At 71.5% G+C, this 23,456-nt stretch carries 23 protein-coding genes and 1 pseudogene; 10 read left to right on the top strand and 14 right to left on the bottom strand.

Going from position 1 to position 23,456, the window contains the following annotated elements:
• Positions 1-172: 172 nt before the first annotated feature.
• From ACPPVS_RS10925 to ACPPVS_RS10915, 3 genes are all read left to right on the top strand, one after another.
• Positions 173-412, top strand: coding sequence for a helix-turn-helix domain-containing protein (locus ACPPVS_RS10925; protein ID WP_426592294.1), 240 nt, complete (start codon positions 173-175; stop codon positions 410-412).
• Positions 409-1,788: a type II toxin-antitoxin system HipA family toxin gene (locus ACPPVS_RS10920; protein WP_426592293.1), complete on the top strand. Its 1,380-nt coding sequence runs from the start codon at positions 409-411 to the stop codon at positions 1,786-1,788. Before ACPPVS_RS10925 ends, ACPPVS_RS10920 begins: the two co-directional genes overlap by 4 nt.
• Positions 1,789-1,849: 61 nt before the next feature.
• Positions 1,850-2,194, top strand: coding sequence for a cupin domain-containing protein (locus ACPPVS_RS10915; protein ID WP_426592292.1), 345 nt, complete (start codon positions 1,850-1,852; stop codon positions 2,192-2,194).
• Positions 2,195-2,299: 105 nt separating this feature from the next.
• Here ACPPVS_RS10915 and ACPPVS_RS10910 read toward each other — a convergent pair whose 3' ends face one another.
• The 3 genes from ACPPVS_RS10910 to ACPPVS_RS10900 form a co-directional block, all read right to left on the bottom strand.
• Positions 2,300-2,677, bottom strand: coding sequence for a DUF2255 family protein (locus ACPPVS_RS10910; RefSeq protein WP_426592291.1), 378 nt, complete (start codon positions 2,675-2,677; stop codon positions 2,300-2,302).
• Entirely contained in the window at positions 2,674-3,012 is a 339-nt protein-coding gene (locus tag ACPPVS_RS10905; RefSeq protein WP_426592290.1) for a carboxymuconolactone decarboxylase family protein, read from the bottom strand. Before ACPPVS_RS10905 ends, ACPPVS_RS10910 begins: the two co-directional genes overlap by 4 nt.
• Before the next feature lie 244 nt (positions 3,013-3,256).
• Positions 3,257-3,574 (bottom strand): fibronectin type III-like domain-contianing protein, encoded by a 318-nt coding sequence (locus tag ACPPVS_RS10900; protein ID WP_426592289.1) that lies wholly within the window; start codon positions 3,572-3,574, stop codon positions 3,257-3,259.
• 152 nt (positions 3,575-3,726) lie between these two features.
• On the opposite strand from ACPPVS_RS10900, the pseudogene ACPPVS_RS10895 reads away from it, so the two are divergent.
• A pseudogene (locus tag ACPPVS_RS10895) lies at positions 3,727-4,300 on the top strand (substrate-binding domain-containing protein).
• A 187-nt stretch (positions 4,301-4,487) separates the two neighbouring features.
• Here the strand turns inward: ACPPVS_RS10895 and glnA are convergent.
• Complete coding sequence (gene glnA, locus ACPPVS_RS10890) at positions 4,488-5,912, bottom strand: type I glutamate--ammonia ligase (protein ID WP_426592288.1); 1,425 nt, start codon at positions 5,910-5,912, stop codon at positions 4,488-4,490.
• 217 nt (positions 5,913-6,129) lie between these two features.
• Positions 6,130-8,304, bottom strand: a complete 2,175-nt coding sequence (locus ACPPVS_RS10885; RefSeq protein WP_426592287.1) for a glutamine synthetase III — start codon at positions 8,302-8,304, stop codon at positions 6,130-6,132.
• A 149-nt stretch (positions 8,305-8,453) separates the two neighbouring features.
• Here ACPPVS_RS10885 and ACPPVS_RS10880 point away from each other — a divergent pair, with 149 nt between their 5' ends.
• Complete coding sequence (locus ACPPVS_RS10880) at positions 8,454-8,963, top strand: RDD family protein (RefSeq protein WP_426592286.1); 510 nt, start codon at positions 8,454-8,456, stop codon at positions 8,961-8,963.
• Positions 8,964-8,993: 30 nt separating this feature from the next.
• Here the strand turns inward: ACPPVS_RS10880 and ACPPVS_RS10875 are convergent, their stop codons facing one another.
• From ACPPVS_RS10875 to ACPPVS_RS10860, 4 genes are read right to left on the bottom strand one after another with little or no spacing between them, the layout of a single operon-like run.
• Positions 8,994-9,701 carry a DUF4191 domain-containing protein gene (locus ACPPVS_RS10875; protein ID WP_426592285.1) on the bottom strand — a complete coding sequence of 236 codons (708 nt, stop codon included), beginning with the start codon at positions 9,699-9,701 and terminating at the stop codon, positions 8,994-8,996.
• Positions 9,702-9,740: 39 nt separating this feature from the next.
• The gene (gene lipA, locus ACPPVS_RS10870; protein ID WP_426592284.1) at positions 9,741-10,742 is read right to left on the bottom strand and encodes a lipoyl synthase; all 1,002 of its coding nucleotides are present in this window, start codon (positions 10,740-10,742) and stop codon (positions 9,741-9,743) included.
• Positions 10,743-10,794: 52 nt separating this feature from the next.
• Positions 10,795-11,451 carry a lipoyl(octanoyl) transferase LipB gene (gene lipB, locus ACPPVS_RS10865; RefSeq protein WP_426592283.1) on the bottom strand — a complete coding sequence of 219 codons (657 nt, stop codon included), beginning with the start codon at positions 11,449-11,451 and terminating at the stop codon, positions 10,795-10,797.
• Positions 11,452-11,456: 5 nt separating this feature from the next.
• On the bottom strand, positions 11,457-11,942 hold the full coding sequence (locus tag ACPPVS_RS10860; RefSeq protein ID WP_426592282.1) for a MarR family winged helix-turn-helix transcriptional regulator: 486 nt from the start codon (positions 11,940-11,942) through the stop codon (positions 11,457-11,459).
• Positions 11,943-11,991: 49 nt separating this feature from the next.
• Between ACPPVS_RS10860 and ACPPVS_RS10855 the strand changes: the two genes are divergently transcribed.
• From ACPPVS_RS10855 to ACPPVS_RS10845, 3 genes are read left to right on the top strand one after another with little or no spacing between them, the layout of a single operon-like run.
• The gene (locus ACPPVS_RS10855) at positions 11,992-14,250 is read left to right on the top strand and encodes an MMPL family transporter (RefSeq protein ID WP_426592281.1); all 2,259 of its coding nucleotides are present in this window, start codon (positions 11,992-11,994) and stop codon (positions 14,248-14,250) included.
• Between the two features lie 5 nt (positions 14,251-14,255).
• Entirely contained in the window at positions 14,256-15,278 is a 1,023-nt protein-coding gene (locus ACPPVS_RS10850) for a Gfo/Idh/MocA family protein (RefSeq protein WP_426592280.1), read from the top strand.
• A gap of 50 nt (positions 15,279-15,328) precedes the next feature.
• Positions 15,329-16,537: a hypothetical protein gene (locus ACPPVS_RS10845; RefSeq protein ID WP_426592279.1), complete on the top strand. Its 1,209-nt coding sequence runs from the start codon at positions 15,329-15,331 to the stop codon at positions 16,535-16,537.
• Positions 16,538-16,542: 5 nt separating this feature from the next.
• Here ACPPVS_RS10845 and ACPPVS_RS10840 read toward each other — a convergent pair whose 3' ends face one another.
• The 3 genes from ACPPVS_RS10840 to lpdA all read right to left on the bottom strand — a co-directional run bounded on the left by ACPPVS_RS10840 (position 16,543) and on the right by lpdA (position 20,807).
• Complete coding sequence (locus ACPPVS_RS10840) at positions 16,543-17,436, bottom strand: TIGR01777 family oxidoreductase (protein WP_426592278.1); 894 nt, start codon at positions 17,434-17,436, stop codon at positions 16,543-16,545.
• A 152-nt stretch (positions 17,437-17,588) separates the two neighbouring features.
• Complete coding sequence (gene sucB, locus ACPPVS_RS10835; RefSeq protein WP_426592277.1) at positions 17,589-19,391, bottom strand: 2-oxoglutarate dehydrogenase, E2 component, dihydrolipoamide succinyltransferase; 1,803 nt, start codon at positions 19,389-19,391, stop codon at positions 17,589-17,591.
• A 30-nt stretch (positions 19,392-19,421) separates the two neighbouring features.
• Positions 19,422-20,807, bottom strand: coding sequence for a dihydrolipoyl dehydrogenase (gene lpdA / locus ACPPVS_RS10830; protein ID WP_426592276.1), 1,386 nt, complete (start codon positions 20,805-20,807; stop codon positions 19,422-19,424).
• A 185-nt stretch (positions 20,808-20,992) separates the two neighbouring features.
• Here lpdA and ACPPVS_RS10825 point away from each other — a divergent pair, with 185 nt between their 5' ends.
• On the top strand, positions 20,993-21,337 hold the full coding sequence (locus ACPPVS_RS10825) for an oxidoreductase (RefSeq protein ID WP_426592275.1): 345 nt from the start codon (positions 20,993-20,995) through the stop codon (positions 21,335-21,337).
• Here the strand turns inward: ACPPVS_RS10825 and ACPPVS_RS10820 are convergent.
• Positions 21,334-21,891 (bottom strand): TetR/AcrR family transcriptional regulator, encoded by a 558-nt coding sequence (locus ACPPVS_RS10820; protein ID WP_426592274.1) that lies wholly within the window; start codon positions 21,889-21,891, stop codon positions 21,334-21,336. The two genes, ACPPVS_RS10825 and ACPPVS_RS10820, sit on opposite strands and share 4 nt — an antisense overlap.
• A 75-nt stretch (positions 21,892-21,966) precedes the next feature.
• Here ACPPVS_RS10820 and ACPPVS_RS10815 point away from each other — a divergent pair, with 75 nt between their 5' ends.
• A complete protein-coding gene (locus tag ACPPVS_RS10815) occupies positions 21,967-22,401 on the top strand; it encodes a hypothetical protein (protein ID WP_426592273.1) in 435 nt (144 codons plus the stop codon).
• Here ACPPVS_RS10815 and ACPPVS_RS10810 read toward each other — a convergent pair.
• Positions 22,398-23,381, bottom strand: coding sequence for a ketopantoate reductase family protein (locus ACPPVS_RS10810; RefSeq protein WP_426592272.1), 984 nt, complete (start codon positions 23,379-23,381; stop codon positions 22,398-22,400). The genes ACPPVS_RS10815 and ACPPVS_RS10810 overlap by 4 nt on opposite strands.
• Positions 23,382-23,456: the final 75 nt, after the last annotated feature.

Here is a 23,456-nt window from a genome sequence, read left to right as displayed (position 1 = left end):
GTCCTGCAGGTAGACGAGGTCGACCGGCTCGCCGGCCGCCGAGCCGGGGCGAGTTCCACCGCGGTGCGCCTCATGCCAGGATATGGTGACACCGGAACCGTTGTCAGGATAAGCCGACTGCCGTACCGTTGTCAGGATAAGACGACTACCCGGCACGGTGAGGAGCGCAGCCATGGACGACTCGGAGGTCCGCGCGTGGGCATGGGTCACGCAGCCGACGGACCTCGGCGACTTCCTGCGCGACAGCCGCGTGCGTCGAGGGCTGACCCAGGGTGAGCTGGCCGAGGAGCTGGGGATCTCGCGGCAGTACGTCAACGAGATCGAGCAAGGCAAGCCGAGCCTCTACACCGACCGGCTGTTCGCGCTCCTGCGTGAGCTGGGCATCGTGCTGCGGGCGGAGGAGCGGCCATGAGTCGCGAGCTCGACGTCTGGCTCTACGGCATCCGCGCCGCGACCGTCAGGCCGAGCGAGCGGGGCGTCGACGTCGAGTGGTCGAAGGACGCCCTCGAGCGCTGGGGTCGCGGCTCGCGCGTCGTTTCCCACCTCCTGCCGCTGGGCACCGACGAGGGCAGCCAGCCGGCGCGGGTGCGGGTGTGGCTCGACGGTCTGCTTCCCGAGGGTCGCGCCCGTGGGGCGATGGCCGAGGAGCACCGCATCGACCCCTTGGACACGCTCGGGATGCTGGCCGTGTACGGCAAGGACACCGCCGGCGCGCTGGTGTTCGTCGATCCGGGCGCTCCCGACCCCGCGACGACCGGGCGCCTCGAACCTGTCGGCTCGGCTCAGATCGCCGCGATGCTGGAGAAGGCGGAACGCCACGGGGTCCGCGACGGCCGTCCCGACTCCTTGACGTCCCTGGCCGGCATGGAGCCCAAGGTCGCACTCGCCAGGACGGCCGATGGCTGGGCCCGGGTGCGCGATGGCGCGGCCTCGACGCACATCCTGAAGCTGTCGCGCCCGGAGGGCTCGCGGACGCACGACCTGATCGACACCGAGTCGGCTGCGTCCGACCTGGCGCACCGCGTCGGCCTGACGACCGTGGACAGCTGGATCGAGTCGTTCGACGGGATGCGTGCCATCGTCGTGTCGCGCTACGACCGTGACGTCCGCGCCGACGACGACGTCAGGCGGATCCACCAGGAAGATCTTGCGCAGGCGCTCGGCCTGAACACCTCGGACGACACCCGCAAGTTCCAGCGCGGCAAGCCGATGCCCTCCTACCGTCACGCGTCCCAGGTGCTCATCGCGGCGGGGCGGCCGGCCGATGCGCTGCTGCGGCTGATGACGTTCACCGTCGTGGTGGGCAACACCGACGCCCACGCGAAGAACCACGCGTTCATCCGCCGGGCCGACGGGGTCCGGGTCGACCTGGCTCCGGCGTACGACGTCTCGATGCACGAGCACACGACCGCGTCCTCGCACCAGCTCGCCATGGACATCGACGGCTCAGACCGCATCGCAGCCGTCACCGCCGGCGAGCTCGTCACCGAGGCGGCCGGCTGGGGGTTGCGCGAGCAGCGCGCCCGGCGGATCGTGCTCGAGACCCTCGAACAGACCTCGGCGGCTCTGGGCGCCATATCCCGCGAGGACCACCCAGGGGTATCCGTCGAGGCGTGGGCGCAGGTCGCGCGGCGAACCGGGCTGCTGCTGGACGAGGCGTCGACGTACGCGAGGCCGTTGTCCACGAAGGCGCCGAGTGCCGGCCCGTCGACGAGACACTCGCAGCCACGTGCGATCGACGGTCGATTCGGATCCGGGGATCCGGGGGCGCCGGCGGCGAACGACTAGCTCCCGGCCGCCGACCGCGGCCGGGGTGTCGTCGCGTCCGGCGCGCTGCCATGCTCGCTCGATGGCTGACGAACAGGTGCCTCCGGAATCGCGAGGCGTCACGGTCGAGGTCCTGGGCACCATCGACCTCGGACCGGAGATCGAGGGTCTGCAAGGGCTCCAGCTCCGGACGCGACGCGTGACCATCGAACCGGGAGGCGTGTTCGGCCCCGTCCACGATCACCAGGGTCGTCCGGGGACCGTCTACGTGCTGCGGGGGACGATCACGGACCATCGAGACGGGGTGGCGACCGACTACGGGCCGGGCGCCGGCTGGCCCGAGGACCGGAACACCGTCCACTGGCTCGAGAACAGGGGAGCGGAACCGGCAGTGGAGGTCTCGGTCGATGTCGTCAGGAGCTCCTAATAATGGGGTCGCGCGGCGGGCCGGGCGGCTGCTCGACGGGAGACGAGCCGTCGCGCGTCGAGCGGTCGTGGCCGCGTCGGAGATGAGCCCGAGCCGGGTCGATGTCTACCGGCGGGGTCGGACGCGCAGGGTGACGTCGACCGCCGCGGGCCCGGTGACGGCTCCGACGGGCCCCGGCCCGTACCGGTCGTACTTGGCGTGGTAGGCCGCGTCGATACTGGTGGGGGTGTCGGTGATCTCGGCGTCGAACGTGACGTCCGTCTCGATGCCGCCGGCACGGATCCGTCCGGTACCGACGGTCCGAGCACGGCTGAACCACCCGTTGCCGGGTCCGTGGGCGGACCGCACGTAGATGTCGTCGCCGGCGCGCACGCCCCAGATCGTCACGAAGGGTCGCAGCGTCCCGTCGCTGCGGTAGGAGGTGACCCGCAGCTCGTCGGCATCGCCGATCGCGGACAGCTCGGTGTGGCTCCAGGTGCTCATGCGTCGTCCCTGTCGTCGGCGAAGACCTTCTTCGCGACGGCGATCGCGGACATGGCGCGCGGCCAGCCGGCGTAGAACGCCAGGTGCACGATCGCCTCGACGAGCTCGGTCTCGGTCAGGCCGTTGGCCTTCCCGATCCGGAGGTGACTGACGAGCTGCTCGGTCGAGCCGTTGGTGACGAGGGCGGCGACCGTGACGAGGGACCGGTCGCGCCGCGCGAGCTCGGGGCGTGCCCAGACGTCGCCGAACAGGACGTCGTCGGTGAGCTCGGCGAGCTTGGGGGCGATGTCGCCGACGAGCCGCTGCGCGCCGGTGGGTTCGGGTGTGGTGGTCATGCTCGCTCCTCAGTTGTCGTACTGCGGGCCGGTCACGGCTCCGGCCCAGGTGGTCCCGGTCCGAGCGCCGCTGCATCCATGCAACTCGCGATCGACCGGATCAGGGAGTCCCTGTCGTCACACGTACTGGCAGTACCTCCCACGTCCCACGACGGGCCCACGTCTTGCCGGCTTCGACCGGGATGCCGTCGGTGGACTCGTTGAGGTCGTGGACGTCGCCCTTCTGGAGCCCGTCAGGTACGTCTCACGAATCGACCGAGCGGCCGGCCGAGACCACGATCGGTGTGGTCAGGACGGGCCGTTCGACGACACGGGCCGGGCCCACCAGGCGAATCGAACGGGTCAGCGACACGTCCTCGCTCGAGCGGCCGACGCTGAGCACGATCTCCCCGGGTTCGACGATCCGCTGCAGGTCGATGCCGGTGAAAACGGTTCGGTCGGCGTGGACCTCGAACTGCACGGTGCGCCGCTCGCCCGACTCGAGCGACACACGGGCGTATCCGATGAGGGCCTGGACCGGCCGAGTGATCTGGGCGACGGGGTCGGACACGTAGAGCTGCACGACGCCGTGTCCCAGAACCCGGTCGAGTGGGCCCAAGGCCTCGCACGCGCGGGCCGGGCGGGGGTGATCGAGGTGACCAGCGCCTACCCGGCCAGGCGTGAACGAGCCTTGACGGGCGCGGGTCTGCCCATGGTGCTCGTCGACCCGACGACGTGCCGCGGACCGCGACCCCGAGCATCGGCGCAACCAACTGGGCAGGCGCGTACTCCGCGACCCAGCACCTGATCGAGCTGGGCCACAAGCGGATCCGCTACGTCGGCGGGCCGCCCGGTGCCCGGTGCGACATCGTCCGCGCCCACGGCTGGGCCGCAGCAATGGCCGAGGCAGGCCTCGAGGCCGACGTCGCAGTCATCCCGCGCGGCTCGTTCACCTCCGAGCACGGCCTTATCGCCGCCACGGAGCTTCTCAAGGGCCGCGGGCGGCCGACCGCCATCTTCGCGGGCAGACGCCTCCGCCACGGGAGTCCTGGAGGCCGCACGACGCCTCGGTCTCGCCGTGCTAGACGACCTCAGTGTTGTCGGCTTCGATGACACGCTCCTCGCGCAGACCAGTGCCCCACCACTGACGACCGTGCATCAGCCCATCGCCGACATCGGCCGTACCGCCGTCTCAACATTGGTGCGCCTGGCTCGCGGGCAGGTACTGACCACCAAGCGCGTCGAGCGGTCCACGCACCTTGTCGTTCGCGACTCGACGAGCCCACCCCGCGGCGCCTCGCGGAGGTGAGGGCCCTAGGGCCGAATTCGGCCGGCACGCGCGTCGATGGGCACTCAGCGGCCGCGCGGGGTCGCCGCGGGACGAAATAGCCGCACCGACTTCGTGCAAACGTACGGAACCCCCGCTGCCACGAGGGCGACGGGGGTGCCGTTGCTGCAGGTCAGACGCTCACGGGAGCAGCCGCGAGCGGTGACTGTCAGACGTCGTAGTAGAGCTCGAACTCGTGCGGGTGCGGGCGCAGGCGGATCGGGTCCACCTCGGCGTTGCGCTTGTAGTCGATCCACGTCGAGATCAGGTCGGGTGTGAAGACGTTGCCCGCCGTGAGGAAGTCGTGGTCGGCCTCGAGGGAGTCGAGCACCTCGCCGAGCGAGCCCGGGACCTGCTGGATGAGGGCGTGCTCCTCGGGGGGCAGCTCGTACAGGTCCTTGTCCACCGGCTCGGGCGGCTCGATGCGGTTCTGGATGCCGTCGATGCCGGCCATGAGCATGGCGGCGAACGCCAGGTACGGGTTGGACGACGGGTCCGGCACGCGGAACTCGATGCGCTTGGCCTTCGGGTTGGAACCGGTGACCGGGATGCGGATGCACGCGGAGCGGTTGCGGGCCGAGTAGACCAGGTTGACGGGCGCCTCGAAGCCGGGGACCAGGCGGTGGTAGGAGTTCACCGTCGGGTTCGTGAACGCGAGCAGCGACGGCGCGTGCTTGAGCAGGCCGCCGATGTACCAGCGGGCGAGGTCCGACAGGCCGCCGTAGCCCAGCTCGTCGAAGAACAGCGGCTCGCCGTTCTTCCAGAGCGACTGGTGCACGTGCATGCCCGAACCGTTGTCGCCGAACAGCGGCTTCGGCATGAACGTGGCCGACTTGCCGTTGTTGTGGGCCACGTTCTTCACGACGTACTTGAAGAGCATGACCTTGTCGCCGGAGATCGCCAGCTTGTCGAAGCGGTAGTTGATCTCCTGCTGACCGGCGGTGCCGACCTCGTGGTGGGCACGCTCGACGCCGAGGCCCAGGGCGTCCAGCTGGAGGCTGATCTGGTCGCGGATGTCGGCGAAGCCGTCCACCGGCGGGACGGGGAAGTAGCCACCCTTGTAGGGGATCTTGTGGCCGAGGTTGCCACCCTCCTCCTCGCGGCCGGAGTTCCAGGCCGCCTCGAAGGAGTCGATCTTGTAGAACGACTCGTTCTGCGCCGTCTTGAAGCGCACGTCGTCGAAGATGTAGAACTCCGCCTCGGGCGCGAAGAACGCGGTGTCGGCGATGCCGGTCGACGCCAGGTACGCCTCGGCCTTGGCCGCGACCTGACGCGGGTCGCGGCTGTAGGGCTCGTCGGTGTACGGGTCGACGATGTGCATGTTGATATTCAGCGTCTTCTCGACCCGGAAGGGGTCGATGTATGCGGACGTGACATCGGGGATGAGCTTCATGTCGGACTCGTGGATCGCCTGGAAGCCGCGGATCGACGATCCGTCGAACATCTGGCCCTCGGTGAAGAACGAGGCGTCCAGCGAGGGCGCGGGGACGTTGAAGTGCTGCATCGTGCCGGGCAGATCACAGAACCGGACGTCGACGAACTTGACGTCCTCGCTCTTGATGAACGCCAGGACTTCCTCCGGCTTGCTGAACATCCGCTGCTCCTCGGTCGGGATAAGGGTCGGGCACACGCAGGTTACGAGCGGCCCGTTTCTCCGTCGTGTATCGAATGTTTCGACGACGTTACGGAAGTCGGTCCCGTGTTACCTGGGCCTGACCCTATGCCCGGCCCTCGGGGGCACGGCACGCGCGTCCGAGGAGTGTGCGCGCCGCTCGGCCATGGCATTTCCCGGCCGAGCGGCGCACCGCGCATCAGAGGATGAAGAGCATCTCCTGGTACGTGGGCAGCGGCCACAGCTCGTCGGCGACGATCTCCTCGAGGGAGTCCGCGGCGGTCCGGACGTCGAGCATCGCCGGCAGGAGGGCGTCGCGCGCGTGCTGCGCCTCCGCCAGCGCCGAGTGGCCGACGTCGGCCTTGAGTGCGGCACGCAGCGCGCTCAGGCCGGCGCGCAGCGCGGCGACCGGGGCGCTGATCTCCTCGAGCGGGGCGAGGTCCGGCTCCACACCGGCGGCCTTCAGCGCGCCGACGTTCAGCGCGGTGTCGGTCTGGTGCTTCACCGCGGCCGGCAGGATCGCGGTCGTCCCGATCTCGAGCGCGAGCCGGGCCTCGACCCCGATCGTGAGCGCGTACTGCTCCAGCCCGATCTCGTAGCGGCTGTGCATCTCCCGGTGGTTGAAGACGCCGAACCGCTCGAACAGCTCCATCGCGGACTCCGTGATGAGCTCGGGCAGGGCGTCCAGAGTGGTCTTCAGGTTGGCCAGGCCGCGCTGCTCCGCCTCGATGGGCCACTCGGAGGAGTAGCCGTCCCCGTTGAAGACGACGTTGCCGTGGTCCGTGATGATGTCGGTGAGCAGCGTCTGCACCGCGGTGTCGAAGTCGGTGCCGGCGGAGATCGCGGCCTCCAGCTCCGTGGCGCAGTAGTCGAGCGAGTCGGCCATGATCGTGTTGATCGTCGTCATCGGGCCCGCGACCGTCTGCATCGAGCCCGGCGCGCGGAACTCGAAGCGGTTGCCCGTGAAGGCGAACGGGCTGGTGCGGTTGCGGTCGCCCGGGTCGGTGGGCAGCACGGGCAGCGTGTCGACGCCGATGTGCATGACGCCCTTGCCCTTGGACGACGTCGCCGCGCCCTTGGCGATCTGCTCGAACACGTCGGCGAGCTGGTCGCCGAGGAAGATCGAGATGATCGCCGGGGGAGCCTCGTTGGCGCCGAGGCGGTGGTCGTTCGTCGCCGACGCGACCGACGCGCGCAGGAGGCCTGCGTACTTGTGCACCGCGCGGATGACCGCGGCGCAGAAGACCAGGAACTGGGCGTTCTCGTGCGGGGTGTCGCCGGGGACCAGCAGGGAGCCGAGCTCGCTGTTGCCGAGCGAGAAGTTCACGTGCTTGCCGGAGCCGTTGACGCCCGCGAACGGCTTCTCGTGGAACAGGCACTCCATGCCGTGCTTCTTGGCGATCGTCTTGAACGTCGTCATGAGCAGCTGCTGGTGGTCCGCGGCGATGTTGCCGCGCTCGAACATCGGCGCGATCTCGAACTGCCCGGGCGCGACCTCGTTGTGCCGGGTCTTGGCCGGGATGCCGAGCTTGAACAGCTCGCGCTCGGTGTCCATCATGAAGCCGAGCACGCGGTCCGGGATGGCCCCGAAGTAGTGGTCGTCGAACTCCTGGCCCTTGGGCGGCTTCGTGCCGAACAGGGTGCGGCCGGCGTTGAGCAGGTCCGGACGCGCCAGGAAGAAGTGCCGGTCGACCAGGAAGTACTCCTGCTCCGGGCCGCAGAACGCGACGACCTTCTGGTTGTCGTGTCCGAAGAGCGCGAGGATGCGCGAGGCGTGCTCGCCCATGGCCTGCTGGGACCGCAGCAGTGGCGTCTTGTGGTCGAGGGCCTCACCGGTCATCGACACGAAGACCGTCGGGATGCAGAGCGTGTTGCCGTTCGGGTTCTCCAGGATGTAGGCGGGGCTCGTCACGTCCCAGCCGGTGTAGCCGCGGGCCTCGAACGTGTTGCGCAGACCGCCGTTGGGGAAGCTCGACGCGTCCGGCTCGCCCTGGACGAGGGTCTTGCCGGCGAACTCCGCGAGCGAGGTGCCGTCGCCGACGGGCTCGAAGAAGCTGTCGTGCTTCTCGGCGGTCAGGCCGGTGAGCGGGTAGAAGACGTGCGCGTAGTGGGTGGCGCCCTTCTCGAGGGCCCAGTCCTTCATGGCGGAGGCGACGGCGTCGGCGACGGCGGGGTCGAGCATCGCGCCGTGCTCGATCGTGGCCATGACGGACTTGTACACCGTCTTGGGCAGGCGCTTCTGCATCACGGTCTTGCTGAAGACGTTCGCGCCGAAGATCTCTCCGGGCGCCTCGTCCTGGTTGAAGCTGATGGCAGGCGGAACGTAGCCCTCGACGTTCCAGATCGCCTCGCGACGCACGGCGTTTCCGCTCATTGATACCCCTCAGGCACGACTCGGCACTCCGGTGTCTTCAACGGAGCGAGTGGGCACAACCTACGAACGCCGAGTACTCAGGATGTTTCGGACTCGTTGCCGTCTCGCTCCGTGCTTCCGTACGTGGTAAAGGCCCGTACCCTGCACTGGTGGCAGATCGGCGTGACGTCAGCTCGTGGCTCGAAGGCGAACCTGCCGGACGGGACCCCGCCGACGCTCGCGGGCACCGGCTCGGGCTGAGCGAGGCGGGCCCCGGGTCGCTCGCGCGCCTCGGACGTCGCGTCGGCGCACTCCTGGTGGACTGGTTCGCGTGCCTGGCCATCTCGGCGGCGTTCTTCCCCGTGACGTCCGACGGGTTCTACCTCACTCGCGGGAGCTCGCTGGCGACGCTCGGCGTCTTCGCGCTCGAGAATGTGCTCCTCGTCGGGTCGATCGGGAACACGCTCGGCCATCGGCTGTTCGGCCTGCGGGTGCGCCGAGTCTTCCCGACGACGACGGGGGAGAATGCCGACCCGGTCTGGGAGACCGCGGCCCCCGGCTTCCTCAGCGCCGTGGTCCGCACGCTGCTGCTGTGCCTGGTGATCCCGGCGGTCATCTGGGATGCCGACGGGCGCGGGCTGCACGACCGCGTGGCGGGAACGGCGATCGTCCGGCGCTGACTGGCGTCCGTCAGCCGGTCGAGGCGACCGTCAGCGGCCGCGCATGCCCTTGCGGTCGGGGCGGGCGCGGTTCGGGTCGACGCCCTTGGGCATCGGCAGCTTGGCGCCGCCCAGGGCGGTCAGCCGCTTGTTGACCTCGGCGATCTCGGGCTTGGTCAGCTTGCCGCCGCGCACACGCTGGACGGCCCGGGGGAGCTTGCGCAGCGGGATCTGACCTTCGCCGTCCCCCATCTGCATCACGATGATCGGCGCCCCGCCGACGACGCGGGCGGTGCGCTTGCGCTCGGCCTCGAGGAGCTTGTTGATCCGGGGCGCGGGGCCCTCGCCGACGAGCACCACACCCGGCCTGCCGACGCCCCGGAACACGAGGTCGCGGGTCTTCGGGTCGAACGCGGCGGGCTCTTCGGGGAACGTCCAGCCCCGACGGATGCTGCGCAGGGCGGACAGGGTGGCGCCGGTCTGGCCCTCGATCTGCGCGAAGGCGGCTTTCTCGACCCGTCGCGACAGGACGAACATGGCGACGAGCGCCGCGAAGGGGATGCTGAGGAACAGCCAGAAGAACGGGTGACCGGTCGCGAAGCCGACGCCGACGCCGATCGCGATGACTCCCACCAGGATCGCCAGGAGGATCCAGGTGATCGCCGGGTCGGTCTTCCGCGTCATCTGGAAGACCTGCCACAGCTGGTGGTACCAGCGCTGCTTCTTGGCGGGAGCTGTGGAGGTGTCGTCGCGGGCCATGGGTCGAAAGTCTACCGACGCGACACGATGCTCCGGACGTCAGCGAGCGAGCAGGCTCGCCGCCTCCTGGCGGGAGGTGGTCGGCTCGCCGAGGTGGGCCAGAGCCTCGGGGATCGGCCGGCCGTAGCGACGCATCGCCTGGCCCCACAGGCGCCCGGCGCGGTACGACGAGCGGACGAGCGGGCCGGACATCACGCCGAGGAACCCGAGCCGCTCGGCCTCGGCGGACAGCTCGACGAACTCCTCCGGGCGGACCCAACGGTCCACGGGGTGGTGGCGCACCGACGGGCGCAGGTACTGCGTGATCGTGATGAGATCGCAGCCGGCCTCGCGCAGCTGGCCGAGCGCCTCGACGACCTCGTCGGTTGTCTCGCCCATGCCGAGGATCAGGTTCGACTTGGTGACCAGGCCGGCCTCGTGCGCCCGCGTGATGACGGAGAGCGAGCGGTCGTAGCGGAAGCCCGGGCGGATCGTCTTGAAGATCCGCGGGACGGTCTCGAGGTTGTGCGCGAGCACCTCGGGCTCCGAGGAGAAGACCTCGTCGAGAAGCTCGGGCGTCGCGTTGAAGTCGGGGATGAGCAGCTCGACACCCGTGCCGGGGTTCACCGCGTGGATCTGGCGCACCGTCTCGGCGTAGAGCCAGGCGCCGCCGTCGGGCAGGTCGTCGCGGGCGACACCCGTGACCGTCGAGTACTTCAGGCCCATCGCCTGCACGGAGGCGGCCACGCGGCGCGGCTCGTCGGCGTCGAAGTCGGCCGGCTTGCCCGTGTCGATCTGGCAGAAGTCGCAGCGCCGGGTGCACTGGTCGCCGCCGATGAGGAACGTGGCCTCGCGGTCCTCCCAGCACTCGAAGATGTTGGGACAGCCGGCCTCTTCGCAGACGGTGTTCAGGCCCTCGCGCTTCACCAGGCCCTTGAGCTCGGTGTACTCGGGCCCCATCGTCGCGCGGGTGCGGATCCACTCGGGCTTGCGCTCGATGGGGGTCGCGGCGTTGCGCGCCTCGATGCGGAGCATGCGTCGGCCATCGGCTGCGATCGTCACGCCGGTCAGACTAACCCGCGAGCGGCGAGACGGCGGCCGGGAGAGGGCGACGTCACAGTGCGGGGACCGAGTCCAGCAGGGGTGCGAGCGTCTCGTCCAGGTGCCCGCGGACCAGGGGCGTCACCTCGGCGATCGACACCCGGCGACCGGCCTCCGCGGACAACGACGTCACGTCGGCGTCCGCGATGCCGCACGGCACGATGCGGTCGTACGCGGACAGGTCCGGCTCGCAGTTGAGCGCGAAGCCGTGCATGGTGACGTTGCGCGACACGCGGACACCGATCGCGGCGACCTTGCGCTCGCGCTGGGCGGGGGTGGCGGCGAACCACACGCCGCTGCGGCCCTCGACGCGGATCGCGGTCAGGCCGAGGTCCGCGCACGTGCGGATCAGCGCCTCCTCGAGCGCGCGCACGTAGCGGACGACGTCGATGGGAGCGGCCAGCCGGACGATCGGGTAGCCGACGAGCTGACCGGGTCCGTGCCAGGTGATCCGACCACCGCGGTCGACGTCGACCACCGGGGTGCCGTCGACGGGTCGGTCGGCCTTCGCGGTGCGCTTGCCCGCCGTGTAGACGTCCTCGTGCTCGCACAGCAGGACGACGTCGTCGCCCGTCCCGTCGGCGACCGCCGCGTGGATCTCGCGCTGCAGCTGCCACGTCGGCTCGTAGGGGAGCAGGCGCGTGCCGAGGTCGAGCTCGTCGAACCGCATGCTGGTCAGGCTAACCCGGGCTGCCCCTGCTCCGCCGTCGATCCCGGCTCGGGCGCCGGGCGTGCGACGAGCGTCAGCAGGCGCCGCAGCTCCGCGACCTCGTCGGCCGTCAGCCCGCGGACCACCATGGCCTCGGCCGGGGCTCGGTCGGACGCCACGGCCAGGGCAGCGCGGCCAGGGTCCGTGATCGACAGGACGAGCCGGCGGCGGTCGTTCGCGTGCGGCGTCCGTGTCACGTACCCGGAGCGCTCCATGCGCGCGACCACCCGGCTGGTGGTCTGCTCGGTGACCCCGCACGCGGCGGCCAGCTGGCGCTGCGACAGGGGACCCCGGGACAGGTGGACGAGCACGGGCAGGCTCGCGTGGTTGAGGTCCCAGGTGGCGAGGTGGGCGTTCCAGTCGCGCTCGACCCGGCGCGCCGCGGCGGAGAGCAGGCGTCCGGCGGGCCAGTGCGCGGGGTTGCTGGAGGCGGGATCGAACTCTGGTTCCACGCCGCACCTCCATTTGCCGCCCGGAGGATTCACACCGATCATACTCAGCATGCTGAGTATTCGCCGTCCCGCCGTCGTCCGCTCTGTGCTCGTCGGCGTCGCGCTGGTCGTCTGGCTGGGTATCGGCTCCGCGGGCGGGGTGGCCCAGGGCAAGCTCTCGCAGGTTCAGACGAACGACGCTGCGGCGTTCCTGCCCTCGTCGGCCGAGTCCACCCGGGCCGCCGAGGAGAGCAAGGCCTTCGTCGACACGCCGACCCTACCTGCGCTGGTGGTCGTTCAGCCCGCAGACGGCAGTGACGTGTCGCCCGAGCAACTGTCGGCTGTTCAGGAGTGGGCAGCCGGCATTCCCGACCAGCCGCTCCCCGTCGGCGACGAGGGCGCCTGGTCGGACTACCTCGTCGGCACGCCGGCCGTCGTCCCGTCCCAGGACGGCCAGGCGCTCCTGGTCGCGTTCTCGCTGGACGCCGACAAGGCCGAGACCCTGCTGGCCGACGACGAGGGAGTCACCGACTCGTTCGTGCTCGCGCTGCGGGCCTCCCTCGACGACTCGCTGGGCGCCACGGCGACATCCGCGGGCGATCTCGGCGTCCAGGCATGGGTGACGGGTCCTGCGGGCTTCGTCGCGGACCTGGTCACCGCGTTCGGTGGTATCGACGGCGTGCTGCTCCTGGTCGCGCTCGGTGCCGTGCTGCTCATCCTCGTCCTGGTCTACCGTTCGCCGTTCCTGCCGTTCGTCGTCATCTTCACCGCCGTGTTCGCGCTGTCGCTGGCCGGCCTCGTGGTCTACAACCTGGCCAAGAACGGCACCCTCGTGCTCAACGGGCAGGCGCAGGGGATCCTCTCGATCCTCGTCGTCGGCGCGTCGGTGGACTACGCCCTGCTGCTCGTGGCGCGCTACCGGGAGGAGCTCGGCCGCGTCGAGCATCCCGCCACAGCGATGCGGCGTGCACTGCGCGCCTGCGTCGAGCCCATCGCCGCGAGCGCCGGAACGGTCATCGCGGGCGTGCTCTGCCTGCTGCTCTCGGACCTGGGCTCCGTCCGTTCGCTCGGCCCGGTCGCAGCGATCGGGATCGCGTCTGCACTGCTCGGGGCGCTGACCCTGCTGCCCGCCATCCTGCTCATCGGCGGTCGTCGCTCACGCTTCCTGTTCTGGCCCCGCGCTCCGCACCCCCACGCCCCCGTCGAGCACGAGGTCGACCACGCCCACCTCGACCCGGTGGCCGAGCCGGATCCGGCGGAGGGCCACGGTCGCTGGTCGCGGCTCGCCCGGTTCGTCGGCCGTCATGCTCGGCCGGTCTGGATCATCACAGCACTCGCCCTGAGCGTCGGCGCCGCGTTCCTGCCGACGTTCAAGGCGTCCGGCACGAGCCAGGTCGACGTGTTCCTCACGAACGTCGACGCCGTGGCGGGCGAGGAGGTGCTCGTCGAGCACTTCCCGGCCGGTGCCGTGCAGCCGGTGATCGTGATCGCCGACGAGGCCGACGTCGCGGCAGTGACGTCCGCCGCACAGGCAGTCGACGGGGTTTCGTCGGTCGCCTCCTACACGGGTGCCCCCAGCGGCGCGCCAGCCTCCGACGCACCGCCGATCGTCGTCGACGGGCGGGTGCGGCTCGACGTGACGACCGAGGCATCCTCCGACTCGCAGGCTGCCGTGGCCGTGGTCGAGGACCTGCGCCCGGCCGTCCACGCCGCGAGCGAGACGGCCGTGGTGGGCGGCGCAGCGGCCGAGACGCTCGACACACAGATCTCCGGCGAGCGCGACCTGAAGACGATCGTGCCCGTCGTCCTGCTGGTCATCGGCCTGATACTCATGCTGCTGCTGCGTTCGGTCGTCGCGGCCGCGCTGCTGCTCGTCGCCAACGTCCTGTCGTTCGCGGCCTCGCTCGGCGTCGCGGCGCTCGTCTTCAACCACGTGCTCGGCTTCCCGGGTGCCGATCCCGTGGTTCCGCTGTACGCGTTCGTCTTCCTCGTCGCGCTCGGCGTGGACTACTCGATCTTCCTCATGACGCGCGTCCGAGAGGAGGCGGTCCGGGTCGGTACCGGCGTCGGGGTCGTCCGGGCGCTCACCGTCACGGGCGGCGTCATCACGTCGGCGGGTGTGGTTCTCGCGACGACGTTCGCGGCGCTGGGCGTGATCCCGCTGCTCTTCCTCGCTCAGATCGCGTTCATCGTGGCGTTCGGGGTGCTCCTCGACACCCTCGTCGTGCGCAGCCTCCTCGTCCCCGCCCTGGTGCACGACCTGGACCGACGCACGTGGTGGCCGAGCGCGCTGTCGCGCCGACCGGTCCGGGCCGCCGACCTAGAGTGATCGGCATGAGCGCGCTTCGGGTGGGACTGGTCGGGTACGGCGGGGCCGGTCGGGGCATCCACGCCCGGCTGCTGCGGGAGGCCGGCCAGCAGGTGACCGTCGTCGTGACGCGCGGCCGCGCCGCTCAGGTGGCGGCCGACTGGCCCGACGCGGTCGTCGAGCCCGACGTCGCCGGGCTCCTGGCGCACGCCGCCGACCTGGACCTGGTCGTCGTCGCGAGCCCCACCGGCGACCACGTCGAGCACACGCTGGCCGCGCTGGCCGCCGGCCTGCACGTCATCGTCGACAAGCCCCTGGCGACGACCGCCGACGACGCCGAGCTGCTCGCGTCCCGCGGCGACGGCCGCCTGACCGTCTTCCACAACCGGCGTTGGGACACCGAGCAGGTCACGCTCCAGTCGCTGCTCGCCGACGGGGCGCTCGGCACCGTGCACAGGTTCGAGCGACGCTGGGAGAGGTTCCGCCCCGTGCCGCAGGACCGCTGGAAGGAGAACGACCCGCTGGCGGGCGGCCTGCTCCTCGACCTCGGGGCGCATCTGGTCGACTCCGCGACGCAGCTGTTCGGCCCCGTCGCCACCGTCTACGCCGAGCTGCACGCCCGCTCGACGCCGGCGGTCGACGACGTGTTCCTCGCCCTGACGCACGCCTCGGGGGTGATCAGCCACCTGCAGGCAGGCGGCGTCGTCGGTGCTCCCGGGCCACGCACCCGCGTGCTGGGCGACGGCGGCGCGTACCTGGTCACGAGCTTCGAGGGCGAGGCGTCGCCGTTCACCGCCCTGGACGACGCCTACGAGGAGACGCGTCGGCCGGGCGAGCCCACCCACGAGGGCTGGCTGGTCCGCGGCGCCGAGCGCATGCCCGTCGCCCGGGTCGGCGGCGGGCACGTCGAGCTCTACCGCGCGGTCGTCGACTGGGTCGTCGACGGGGGAGCGCCCCCCGTCGACCCGTTCGATGCCGCCCGCACGGCCCGGCTGCTCGACGCGGCCCGCTTGTCCGCCGACGAGGGGCGCGTCGTGCACATGGCCTGACCTGTGGATGACGGCCGACGCCCGTACGCCGACCCGGCTTGGATGGCGGGATGGACGAGACGGTGGAGGCTGCGCTGGCCCGCCTGGGCCTGCGCGCGACGACCTTGCTCGAGCCGGACCGGTGGCTCGCTGTCGCGCTCGACGGGGCCGGGCACCAGGTCGAGCTGCAGGCGATGGACGCGGACGTCCAGGACGACGCCCTCGTGGCCCGCGTGGCGCGCCTGCGCGGGCTCAGGCACGACCATCTGGTCCGGCTGCTCGACGCGACCGAGCTCACGCCGGGCCGGATCGGTCTGCTCGTCGAGCACGTCGAGGGGCTCTCGCTCGCGCAGATCCGTGCGGCGCGGGCGCCGCTCACCGACGGCGAGGCAGCGACCGTCACCATCCCGGTGGCCGGAGCGCTCGGCGCCCTGCACGACGCGGCGCTGAGCCACGGGGCGGTCGACGCGACGACGATCCTGGTCCGGCCCGACGGCCGGCCGGTCCTGTGCGACCTGCGCGGGGTGGTGGTCGGTGGGTCAGCGCCCCGCGACGACCTCGTCGCCCTGGCGTCCGCCGTCGTCGCGCAGCTGCCCGGTGACGACGTGCATCTCCTCGCCGGCGGCCTGGTGCTCCGGGACGCCCTGGCCGAGGCGCTCGGCCACCCGTCGATCGACGCCGCGGGACTCGCCCAGGCCTGCGTCCGGGCCGCCGAGCCGGAGCCCGTGCAGCTTCCCGACGCCGGGGCGCTCGCCTCGCTGGCCCTGCTGTCGAGCGCTCGGCACGCCCCGCCGGTGGCGACGCGCCGCTCGTCCAGGCGGCGGTTCCCGACGGGGCTGGTCGCGCTCGGCTGCGTCGCGGTGCTGGCTCTGGGGACGGTGGGCTGGCGGCTGCACTCGGTGCCCGCGAGCTCTCCGGTCACGGACGCACAGGACCCGGTCCACGCCGCGGTCGAGCTCAGCAGGCTCCGGGCCGCCGCGGTCGGCGCGGGCGATGAGGCCGGCCTGGGCGCGGTCGAGGTCGCCGACAGCCCGGCGCGCACCGCCGACTCGACCCTCCTCGTGTCGATCGATCCCGCACGCGCGCACGGGCTGGTGGCGGACGTGCAGGACGCGTGGCTCGTCGCCGACGACGGCAGTCGCGGCTCGACCACGGACGTCGCGGTGACGTCGGCGATGTCGAGCGCCACCGGCGTCGGCGCACCGCGCACGGTCGTCCTCGGACTGCGGTGGACGGACGACGGGTGGCGCGTCTGGGACGTCAAAGACCCCGCCGGCTGACCGGCTCACCCCCCAGCGGCCACCCAGCGGGCGGCCGCCGCGAGGTTTGGGTGCGTGGGGACGAAGCCATCCGCTTCCAGCACCCCGGGCACCGCGCGGTTCGAGCCGAGCACCTCCGACGAGAAGTCACCGAGCACCGCGCGCAGCGCGAACGCCGGCACCGGCACGACGGCCGGGCGGTGGAACGCCTTCGCCAGCGCGGAGACCACGTCGGTGTTGCGGTCCGCCCTCGTGACCAGGTTGACCGGCCCCGCGACGGTCGCGGTCAGCAGGTGCTCGATCGCCCGGACCTCGTCGGTGAGCGTCAGCCAGGGCCAGAACTGCTTCCCGCTGCCGAACCGGCCGCCCACGCCGAGCTTGATCAACGGCAGCAGGCGGCCCAGCGCCCCGCCGTGCGAGCTGAGCACCACGCCGGAGCGCAGGTGGACCACCCGGACGCCCGCCTCCTGCGCCGGCGCCGTGGCGGCCTCCCACTGACGCACGACCGTCGCGAAGAACGTCGTGCCCAGGGGCTCGTCCTCGTCGAGGACGTCCTCGCCGCGCGAGCCGTACGCACCGATCCCCGACGCCTGCAGCAGGGCCCGCGGTCGCTCGTCGTCGAGCGTCGCGAGCGTCCGCGAGAGCAGACGCGTCGTGTGGACGCGAGACGACACGACGAGCTGCTTGCGCGCCTGCGTCAGGGGCCGTGTTCCGGGGTTCACGCCGGCGAGGTTGATGACCGCGTCGGCCCATCCGAGCGCCGACGGGTCCAGGCGTCCAGCGTCCGGGTCCCACCAGGTCTCGTCGGGACTGCGGGTCGCGCCGCGCACGAGCACCCGCACCAGATGACCGTCGCGCCGGAGCTGGGGGACCAGTGCACCCCCGATGAACCCGTGCGACCCCGCCACCACCACCTGCATGCGGCTCACCCTACGTTCGGGCGCCGACCCGGGCCCGGCGAGCGGCTCCGTGGGCGCCCCGCGACGAGTGCGGTCGCCCGGGGATCACCGACGAACGGCCGCGGCCCGGCTCCCACGAGGGGAACCGGGCCGCGGTCAGGCTGCGACGAGCGTCAGAGGCCGACCTCGGCCTCGAACGCGCCCTCCTCGAGGCGGGCCTTCAGCGCGCTGAGGTAGCGCGAGGCGTCCGCTCCGTCGACCAGGCGGTGGTCGTAGGAGAGGGACAGGTAGCACATCGACCGGATGGCGATGACCTCGGCGCCGTCCGCGTCCAGGATGACGACCGGGCGCTTGACGATCGCGCCGGTGCCCAGGATGGCGGAGGTGCCGCCGGGCACGATCGGGGTGTCGATGATCGCCCCGCCGGAGCCGGTGTTGGTCACGGTGAACGTGGCACCGCTGAGCTCGTCGGGCGTGACCTTGTTCTGGCGGGTGCGGCCGGCCAGGTCGACGATCTTGCGCGAGATGCCGGCGAGGTTCAGGTCGCCCGCGTCGCGGATGACCGGCACGAGCAGGCCACGCTCGGTGTCGACCGCGATGCCGACGTTCTCCTCGCCGTGGTACGTGATCGTGTTGCCCTCGAGCACGCCGTTGATCTTCGGATAGGCCTTGAGACCCTCGATCGCGGCGAGCACGAAGAACGGCAGGAACGTGAGGTTGACGCCCTCGCGCGCCGAGAAGTCGGCCTTGGCCTTGGCCCGCAGCCGCGCGATCTTGGTGACGTCCACCTCGACGACCGTGGTGAGCTGCGCCTGCGAGTGCAGTGCGTCGACCATGCGCTCGGCGATGATCTGCCGCAGCCGGCTGGCCTTCTCGGTCGTCCCGCGCAGCGGCGAGACGGTCGCGGCGGCGGACTTCTTCGGAGCGGCGGCGGCCGGTGCCGTCGCGGCCGGAGCAGCGGCGGCCTTCGCGGCCTCCTCCGCCTTGGCGGCCGCGTCGAGGACGTCCTCTTTGCGGATGCGTCCGCCGACTCCGGTGCCCGCCAGGGTCGCGACGTCGACGCCCTTCTCCGCAGCGAGCTTGCGCACGAGCGGGGTGAGGTAGCTGCCCGAGGCCTGGGGCGCTGCCGCCGGGACCGGAGCCGGGGTCGCGGGGACCGGGGCCGGGGTGGCCGGGACGGGTGCCGGCGCGGCCGACTCCTGCTCGGCGGAAGGCTCGGGTGCGCTCTGCGGCTCGGGCGCCGGCTCGGCGGCGGCCGGGGCGGACACGGGCTCCGGCGAGGCGGGTGCGGACGCGGCGGCCGAGCTGCCCGACCCGATCACGGCGAGGACGGCGCCGACCTCGACGGTCTCGTCCTCCTGCACCAGGATCTGCTGCAGCGTGCCGGCGAACGGCGACGGGATCTCGGTGTCGACCTTGTCGGTCGAGATCTCGAGCAGGGGCTCGTCGACCTCCACCGTGTCGCCGACGTTCTTCAGCCAGCGCGTCACGGTGCCCTCGGTCACGGACTCGCCCAGGGCGGGCAGGGTCACGTTCTCGCCGACGCCTCCGCCGTCCGACGACGCGGCCGGGGCCGCGGCGGGCTCTTCGTGCTCCTCGACGGGCTCCTCGCTCGCGTCGGACTCGGCGGCGGGCTCCTCGGCCGGAGCCTCCTGCGCCGGTGCCTCGGCCTCGGCGGGAGCCGACGAACCCTCGGCAGGGGCCGACGAGCCCTCGTCGGAACCCGAGCCGGAGTCCGAACCCGAACCGATGACGGCCAGCGTGGCGCCGACCTCCACGGTCTCGTCCTCCTGGACCAGGATCTGCTCGAGCACGCCGGCGAACGGCGACGGGATCTCGGTGTCGACCTTGTCGGTCGAGATCTCGAGCAGCGGCTCGTCGACCTCCACCGTGTCGCCGACGTTCTTCAGCCAGCGGGTGACGGTGCCTTCGGTGACGGACTCACCCAGGGCGGGCAGCTGCACGTTGTCGGACATGACCGCTCGTGTCTCCTTCGAATCGTGTGGTCAGTTGTGGGCGTGCAGGGGCTTGCCGGCCAGCGCGAGGTGGGCCTCTCCGAGGGCCTCGTTCTGCGTCGGGTGCGCGTGGACGAGCGACGCGACGTCCTCCGGGTAGGCCTCCCAGTTCACGATGAGCTGGCCCTCCCCGATGAGCTCGCCGACGCGCGCACCGATCATGTGGATCCCGATCACCGGGCCGTCCTTCTGACGGACCAGCTTGACGAACCCCTGCGTGCCGAGGATCTGGCTCTTGCCGTTGCCGCCCAGGTTGTACTCGAGCGTCTCGACGTTGTCGGCGCCGTGGACCTCCTTGGCACGCGCCTCCGTGAGACCGACCGAGGCGACCTCAGGGTCGGAGTACGTCACGCGCGGGATGCCCGACTCGACGATCGTCGCGGGGTTGAGCCCGGCGATCTCCTCGGCCACGAAGATGCCCTGTGCGAACCCGCGGTGGGCCAGCTGCAGGCCGGGGACGATGTCGCCGACGGCGTAGATGTTGCCGACGCCGGTGTGGAGGCGGTCGTTCGTGATGACGAAGCCGCGGTCGAGCGTGATGCCCTGGTCCTCGTAGCCGAGGCCCGACGTCCGCGGTCCGCGACCGACGGCGACGAGCAGCAGGTCCGCGTCGAACGTCTTGCCGTCCTCCAGCGAGACGTGCACGCCGTTGTCGTCCTGGGTGACGCCGGCGAACCGCACGCCCAGGTTGAAGTTGATGCCGCGCTTGCGGAACTGACGCTCGAACGCCTTGGAGAGCGCCTCGTCCTCGTTGGCGACGAGATGGGGGAGCGCCTCGATGATCGTGACATCGGCACCGAACGACTTCCAGACCGACGCGAACTCGGAGCCGATGACGCCGCCACCGAGCACGATCACGGACTTGGGCACCCAGTCGAGCTGCAGCGCCTGGTCGGACGTGATGACCCGGCCGCCGATCTCCAGACCGGGCAGCGTGCGGGCGTAGGAACCGGTGCCGAGGATGATGTGCTCGCCGGTGATGCGCTCACCGTTGACCTCGACCGTGTCCTTGGCGACGAGCGTGCCGTAGCCCTCGAACACGGTGATCTTGCGGGACTTGATGAGTCCCTGCAGGCCCTTGTAGAGCCGGCCGACCACGGTGGCCTTGTACTCGTTCACGCCGGCCATGTCGATCTTCTCGAGCGTGGTGTGAACGCCGTAGTGGGCGCCGTCGCGGGCGTGGTCGGCCAGCTCGGCGGCGTGCAGCAGGGCCTTGGTGGGGATGCAGCCCATGTGCAGGCACGTGCCGCCGACCTTGTCGGCCTCGACGAGTGCGACGGACTTCCCCAGCTGGGCGGCACGGAGGGCAGCCGCGTAGCCGCCGCTGCCTCCGCCCAGGACGACGATGTCGAAAGCGGTGCCGGTGGTGTCGGCCACGTGCAGACTCCTCATACGCAGACGTGTGGTCTCAAGCTCGCCGACCATCTTGTCATCGTTGCAGGTCCCGAACGACCCGGACGCCCGGCGTGCTGGTGTGACACTCAGAACAGTCGTCCCATGACTGGTGTTCCGTCTCGTGCATCACAGGGGATCGCTCCCGACGGAATGTACCCTCAGGCGGCATGGGCCTGTTCTCCCGTCGGAAGCACCCGGCGGCCAACGACGCACCGACCGACCGCTCCGCCCGGGACGCCACGATCGCGCACCTCAAGGAGTTCATCCTGACGCGGGTCGGGGTCGAGGCGTACGTCGAGCCGCGCACCAACTCGACGCCGACCACAGTGATGCTCGTCGCGACCGACGGCGAGTGGACGCGCCGCCGCGTACCGGACGGCGAGGCCGCCGCCCAGATCGCGCGCGAGATGAACATCCCGATCTACGACGTCCAGCGCACGGGCTACCCGCAGCGTGTCCGGGACTACAACTCCCGCCAGCGCCTGGCCCGGAAGAAGTCGGGCGGCCACTAGGCCAGTCGCCGCACGAGCCCCAGGAGCTGCCCGGCGACGAGCTCGAAGGGTTCCATGGACTGCTCGGCGCGGCTGACGACGACCGCACCCTCGGACGCCGCGACGAGGGTCGCCGCGAAGCCCGCAGCGTCGTCGTCCGGCAGACCGCCCGCCGAGAACAGCGCGGCCAGGCTCGTCCGCCACGCGCGGAACACGGCTGCTGTGTGCTCGAGGAGCTCGGGCGACCCGGTCGAGACGGTGACGGCGAGCACCGCGCACCCCGCCCGTAGCCCGGAACGTTCGAGTACGGCATGCCACAGCCCGAGGAACGACGCCGTGACCTCCTCGGGGGATCGACCGACCCACCCGTCGACGGCGCCGAGCGCCCGAGCGCCCGCGAGGTCGACGGCAGCCGCGAGCAGCTGGTCCTTCCCGTCGGGGAAGTGGTGGTAGATGGATCCGCGCGGTGCTCCGGTGAGCTCGAGGACGTCGGCGAACGACGTCCCCTGGGTCCCCTGGGTCGCCAGCAGGCGCACGGCCCCGTCGACCATGCGCGCCTTCGTCTCGCCGGCCACCCGTTGCCCTCCCTTGACTATGACAGTCCACATAACTAGCGTTCTATGCACATCATCATAGCGAGGAGCCGGACCATGCCCATGATCGACGTCTACACGCCCGACGACCTGTTCCCCACCGACGCGGACCAGCAGCTGGCCACCGATCTCACGTTCGCCGTGCTCCGCGCCGAGGGGCACACCGAGCCGGTGATCGGCGCGTTCTTCACGGAGAACACCGCGGCGTTCGTCCACCGGCTGCCGCAGGTGACGACCGCCGCGAACCCGACGGCCCGCGCCGTGCGCGTCCAGGTGATCACCCCACCCGACTCGCTCGACCGGGAGGGGCAGCGTCAGCTCACGCGTGAGGCCACGCAGATCGTGACCGACCTCGTCGGGGAGGGCGGCGTCCAGGTCTGGGTGATCATCAGCGAGGCGGCTGAGGGCGGCTGGGGCCTGTTCGGGACCGCGTTCGGCAAGCCCGAGTTCGCCGCGCTCGCCGCCAAGGCTGCGGCGGCCCGCGAGGGTTAGGCGACCAGCGCCAACAGGTCCGCGGCTTCGACCGAGCCCGGCGCCGTCCCGGCCGCGGCGGCCTGTCGGGACAGGCGCTGCAGGAGGGCGTTGACCGGCGTGGGCACACCGTGCAGGCGCCCGAGCAGCACGATCTCGCCGTTCAGGTAGTCGGCCTCGATCGAGCCGCTGCCGCGGACGAGCGACTGCCAGGAGGAGCCGCCACCGTCCTCGCCGGGGAGCCGGGCCATCCGGAACTCGGCGCGCGCGGCGTCGTGCTCGTCGTCGGGGAGCACGCGGACGCCGGCCGCCGCGAGCGCGGCCCGGCCCTCCGCCGTGGCGCGCGCGGCGAGCTCGCCGGCGGCGTCGTCCCAGCCCGTGCCGCACAGGGCCTCGACCGCGTTCGCCAGGTTGGACAGCAGCTTGGCGGACTTCCACGCCATGACGTCGTCGACGACGGGCGCCGAGAACCCGGCCGCGACGAGGTCCGCCGCGATGTCGGTGGGCGCTGGGCCTCCGATCGGCACGGCGCCGAGCGTCAGGACGCCCGGGACCGGCGTGCTGCCCGCAGACACGCGGCCGGGCTCGAGGAACGTGGCCGGCAACCACACGCACATCCCGACCACGTGGGCGAACCTGCGCAGGGCGGTGCGCTCGTTGTCGATCCCGTTCTGGGCGCACACGACCCGCAGCTCGGACGCGGCGGTCCCACCACCGGCCACGGGACGGTCGGCCCACGCCTCGAGCGCGGCGACCGTGTCCTGGCTCTTCACGGCGAGGACCAGGACGTCGTCGGGCCGCAGCGCGACATCGTCCGGACCGCCGACCGCGGGCGGGTGCACGTGCCGGACGCCGTCCGCGGTCGCGACGGTGAGGCCTCCGGACCTCAGCGCGTCGAGCTGACGGTTCCGGGCGACCAGGACGACGTCACGGCCCGCTGCGGCGAGGAGCCCGCCGACCACGCCGCCGATCGCGCCCGTCCCGACGACGAGGTAGCGCATCGGCGCGGCGCCTAGGTGTACTGACCACGAGGGTTGTTGACGTAGCGAGAGACCTCCGGGTCGAGTGGGGACTGT

The sequence above is a fragment of the Cellulomonas sp. McL0617 genome (assembly GCF_049994875.1).
Taxonomy (GTDB): domain Bacteria; phylum Actinomycetota; class Actinomycetes; order Actinomycetales; family Cellulomonadaceae; genus Cellulomonas.
This window is presented reverse-complemented; position numbering and strand designations above follow the sequence as displayed.

Coding starts and splice junctions, on each gene's coding strand:
- ACPPVS_RS10925 (WP_426592294.1), top strand. CDS start 173: ATGGACGACTCGGAGGTCCGCGCGTGGGCATGGGTCACGCAGCCGACG.
- ACPPVS_RS10920 (WP_426592293.1), top strand. CDS start 409: ATGAGTCGCGAGCTCGACGTCTGGCTCTACGGCATCCGCGCCGCGACC.
- ACPPVS_RS10915 (WP_426592292.1), top strand. CDS start 1,850: ATGGCTGACGAACAGGTGCCTCCGGAATCGCGAGGCGTCACGGTCGAG.
- ACPPVS_RS10910 (WP_426592291.1), bottom strand. CDS start 2,677: ATGAGCACCTGGAGCCACACCGAGCTGTCCGCGATCGGCGATGCCGAC.
- ACPPVS_RS10905 (WP_426592290.1), bottom strand. CDS start 3,012: ATGACCACCACACCCGAACCCACCGGCGCGCAGCGGCTCGTCGGCGAC.
- glnA (WP_426592288.1), bottom strand. CDS start 5,912: ATGTTCAGCAAGCCGGAGGAAGTCCTGGCGTTCATCAAGAGCGAGGAC.
- ACPPVS_RS10885 (WP_426592287.1), bottom strand. CDS start 8,304: ATGAGCGGAAACGCCGTGCGTCGCGAGGCGATCTGGAACGTCGAGGGC.
- ACPPVS_RS10875 (WP_426592285.1), bottom strand. CDS start 9,701: ATGGCCCGCGACGACACCTCCACAGCTCCCGCCAAGAAGCAGCGCTGG.
- lipB (WP_426592283.1), bottom strand. CDS start 11,451: ATGCGGTTCGACGAGCTCGACCTCGGCACGCGCCTGCTCCCCTACGAG.
- ACPPVS_RS10855 (WP_426592281.1), top strand. CDS start 11,992: ATGCTGAGTATTCGCCGTCCCGCCGTCGTCCGCTCTGTGCTCGTCGGC.
- ACPPVS_RS10850 (WP_426592280.1), top strand. CDS start 14,256: ATGAGCGCGCTTCGGGTGGGACTGGTCGGGTACGGCGGGGCCGGTCGG.
- ACPPVS_RS10845 (WP_426592279.1), top strand. CDS start 15,329: ATGGACGAGACGGTGGAGGCTGCGCTGGCCCGCCTGGGCCTGCGCGCG.
- ACPPVS_RS10840 (WP_426592278.1), bottom strand. CDS start 17,436: ATGCAGGTGGTGGTGGCGGGGTCGCACGGGTTCATCGGGGGTGCACTG.
- sucB (WP_426592277.1), bottom strand. CDS start 19,391: ATGTCCGACAACGTGCAGCTGCCCGCCCTGGGTGAGTCCGTCACCGAA.
- ACPPVS_RS10825 (WP_426592275.1), top strand. CDS start 20,993: ATGGGCCTGTTCTCCCGTCGGAAGCACCCGGCGGCCAACGACGCACCG.
- ACPPVS_RS10815 (WP_426592273.1), top strand. CDS start 21,967: ATGCCCATGATCGACGTCTACACGCCCGACGACCTGTTCCCCACCGAC.
- ACPPVS_RS10810 (WP_426592272.1), bottom strand. CDS start 23,381: ATGCGCTACCTCGTCGTCGGGACGGGCGCGATCGGCGGCGTGGTCGGC.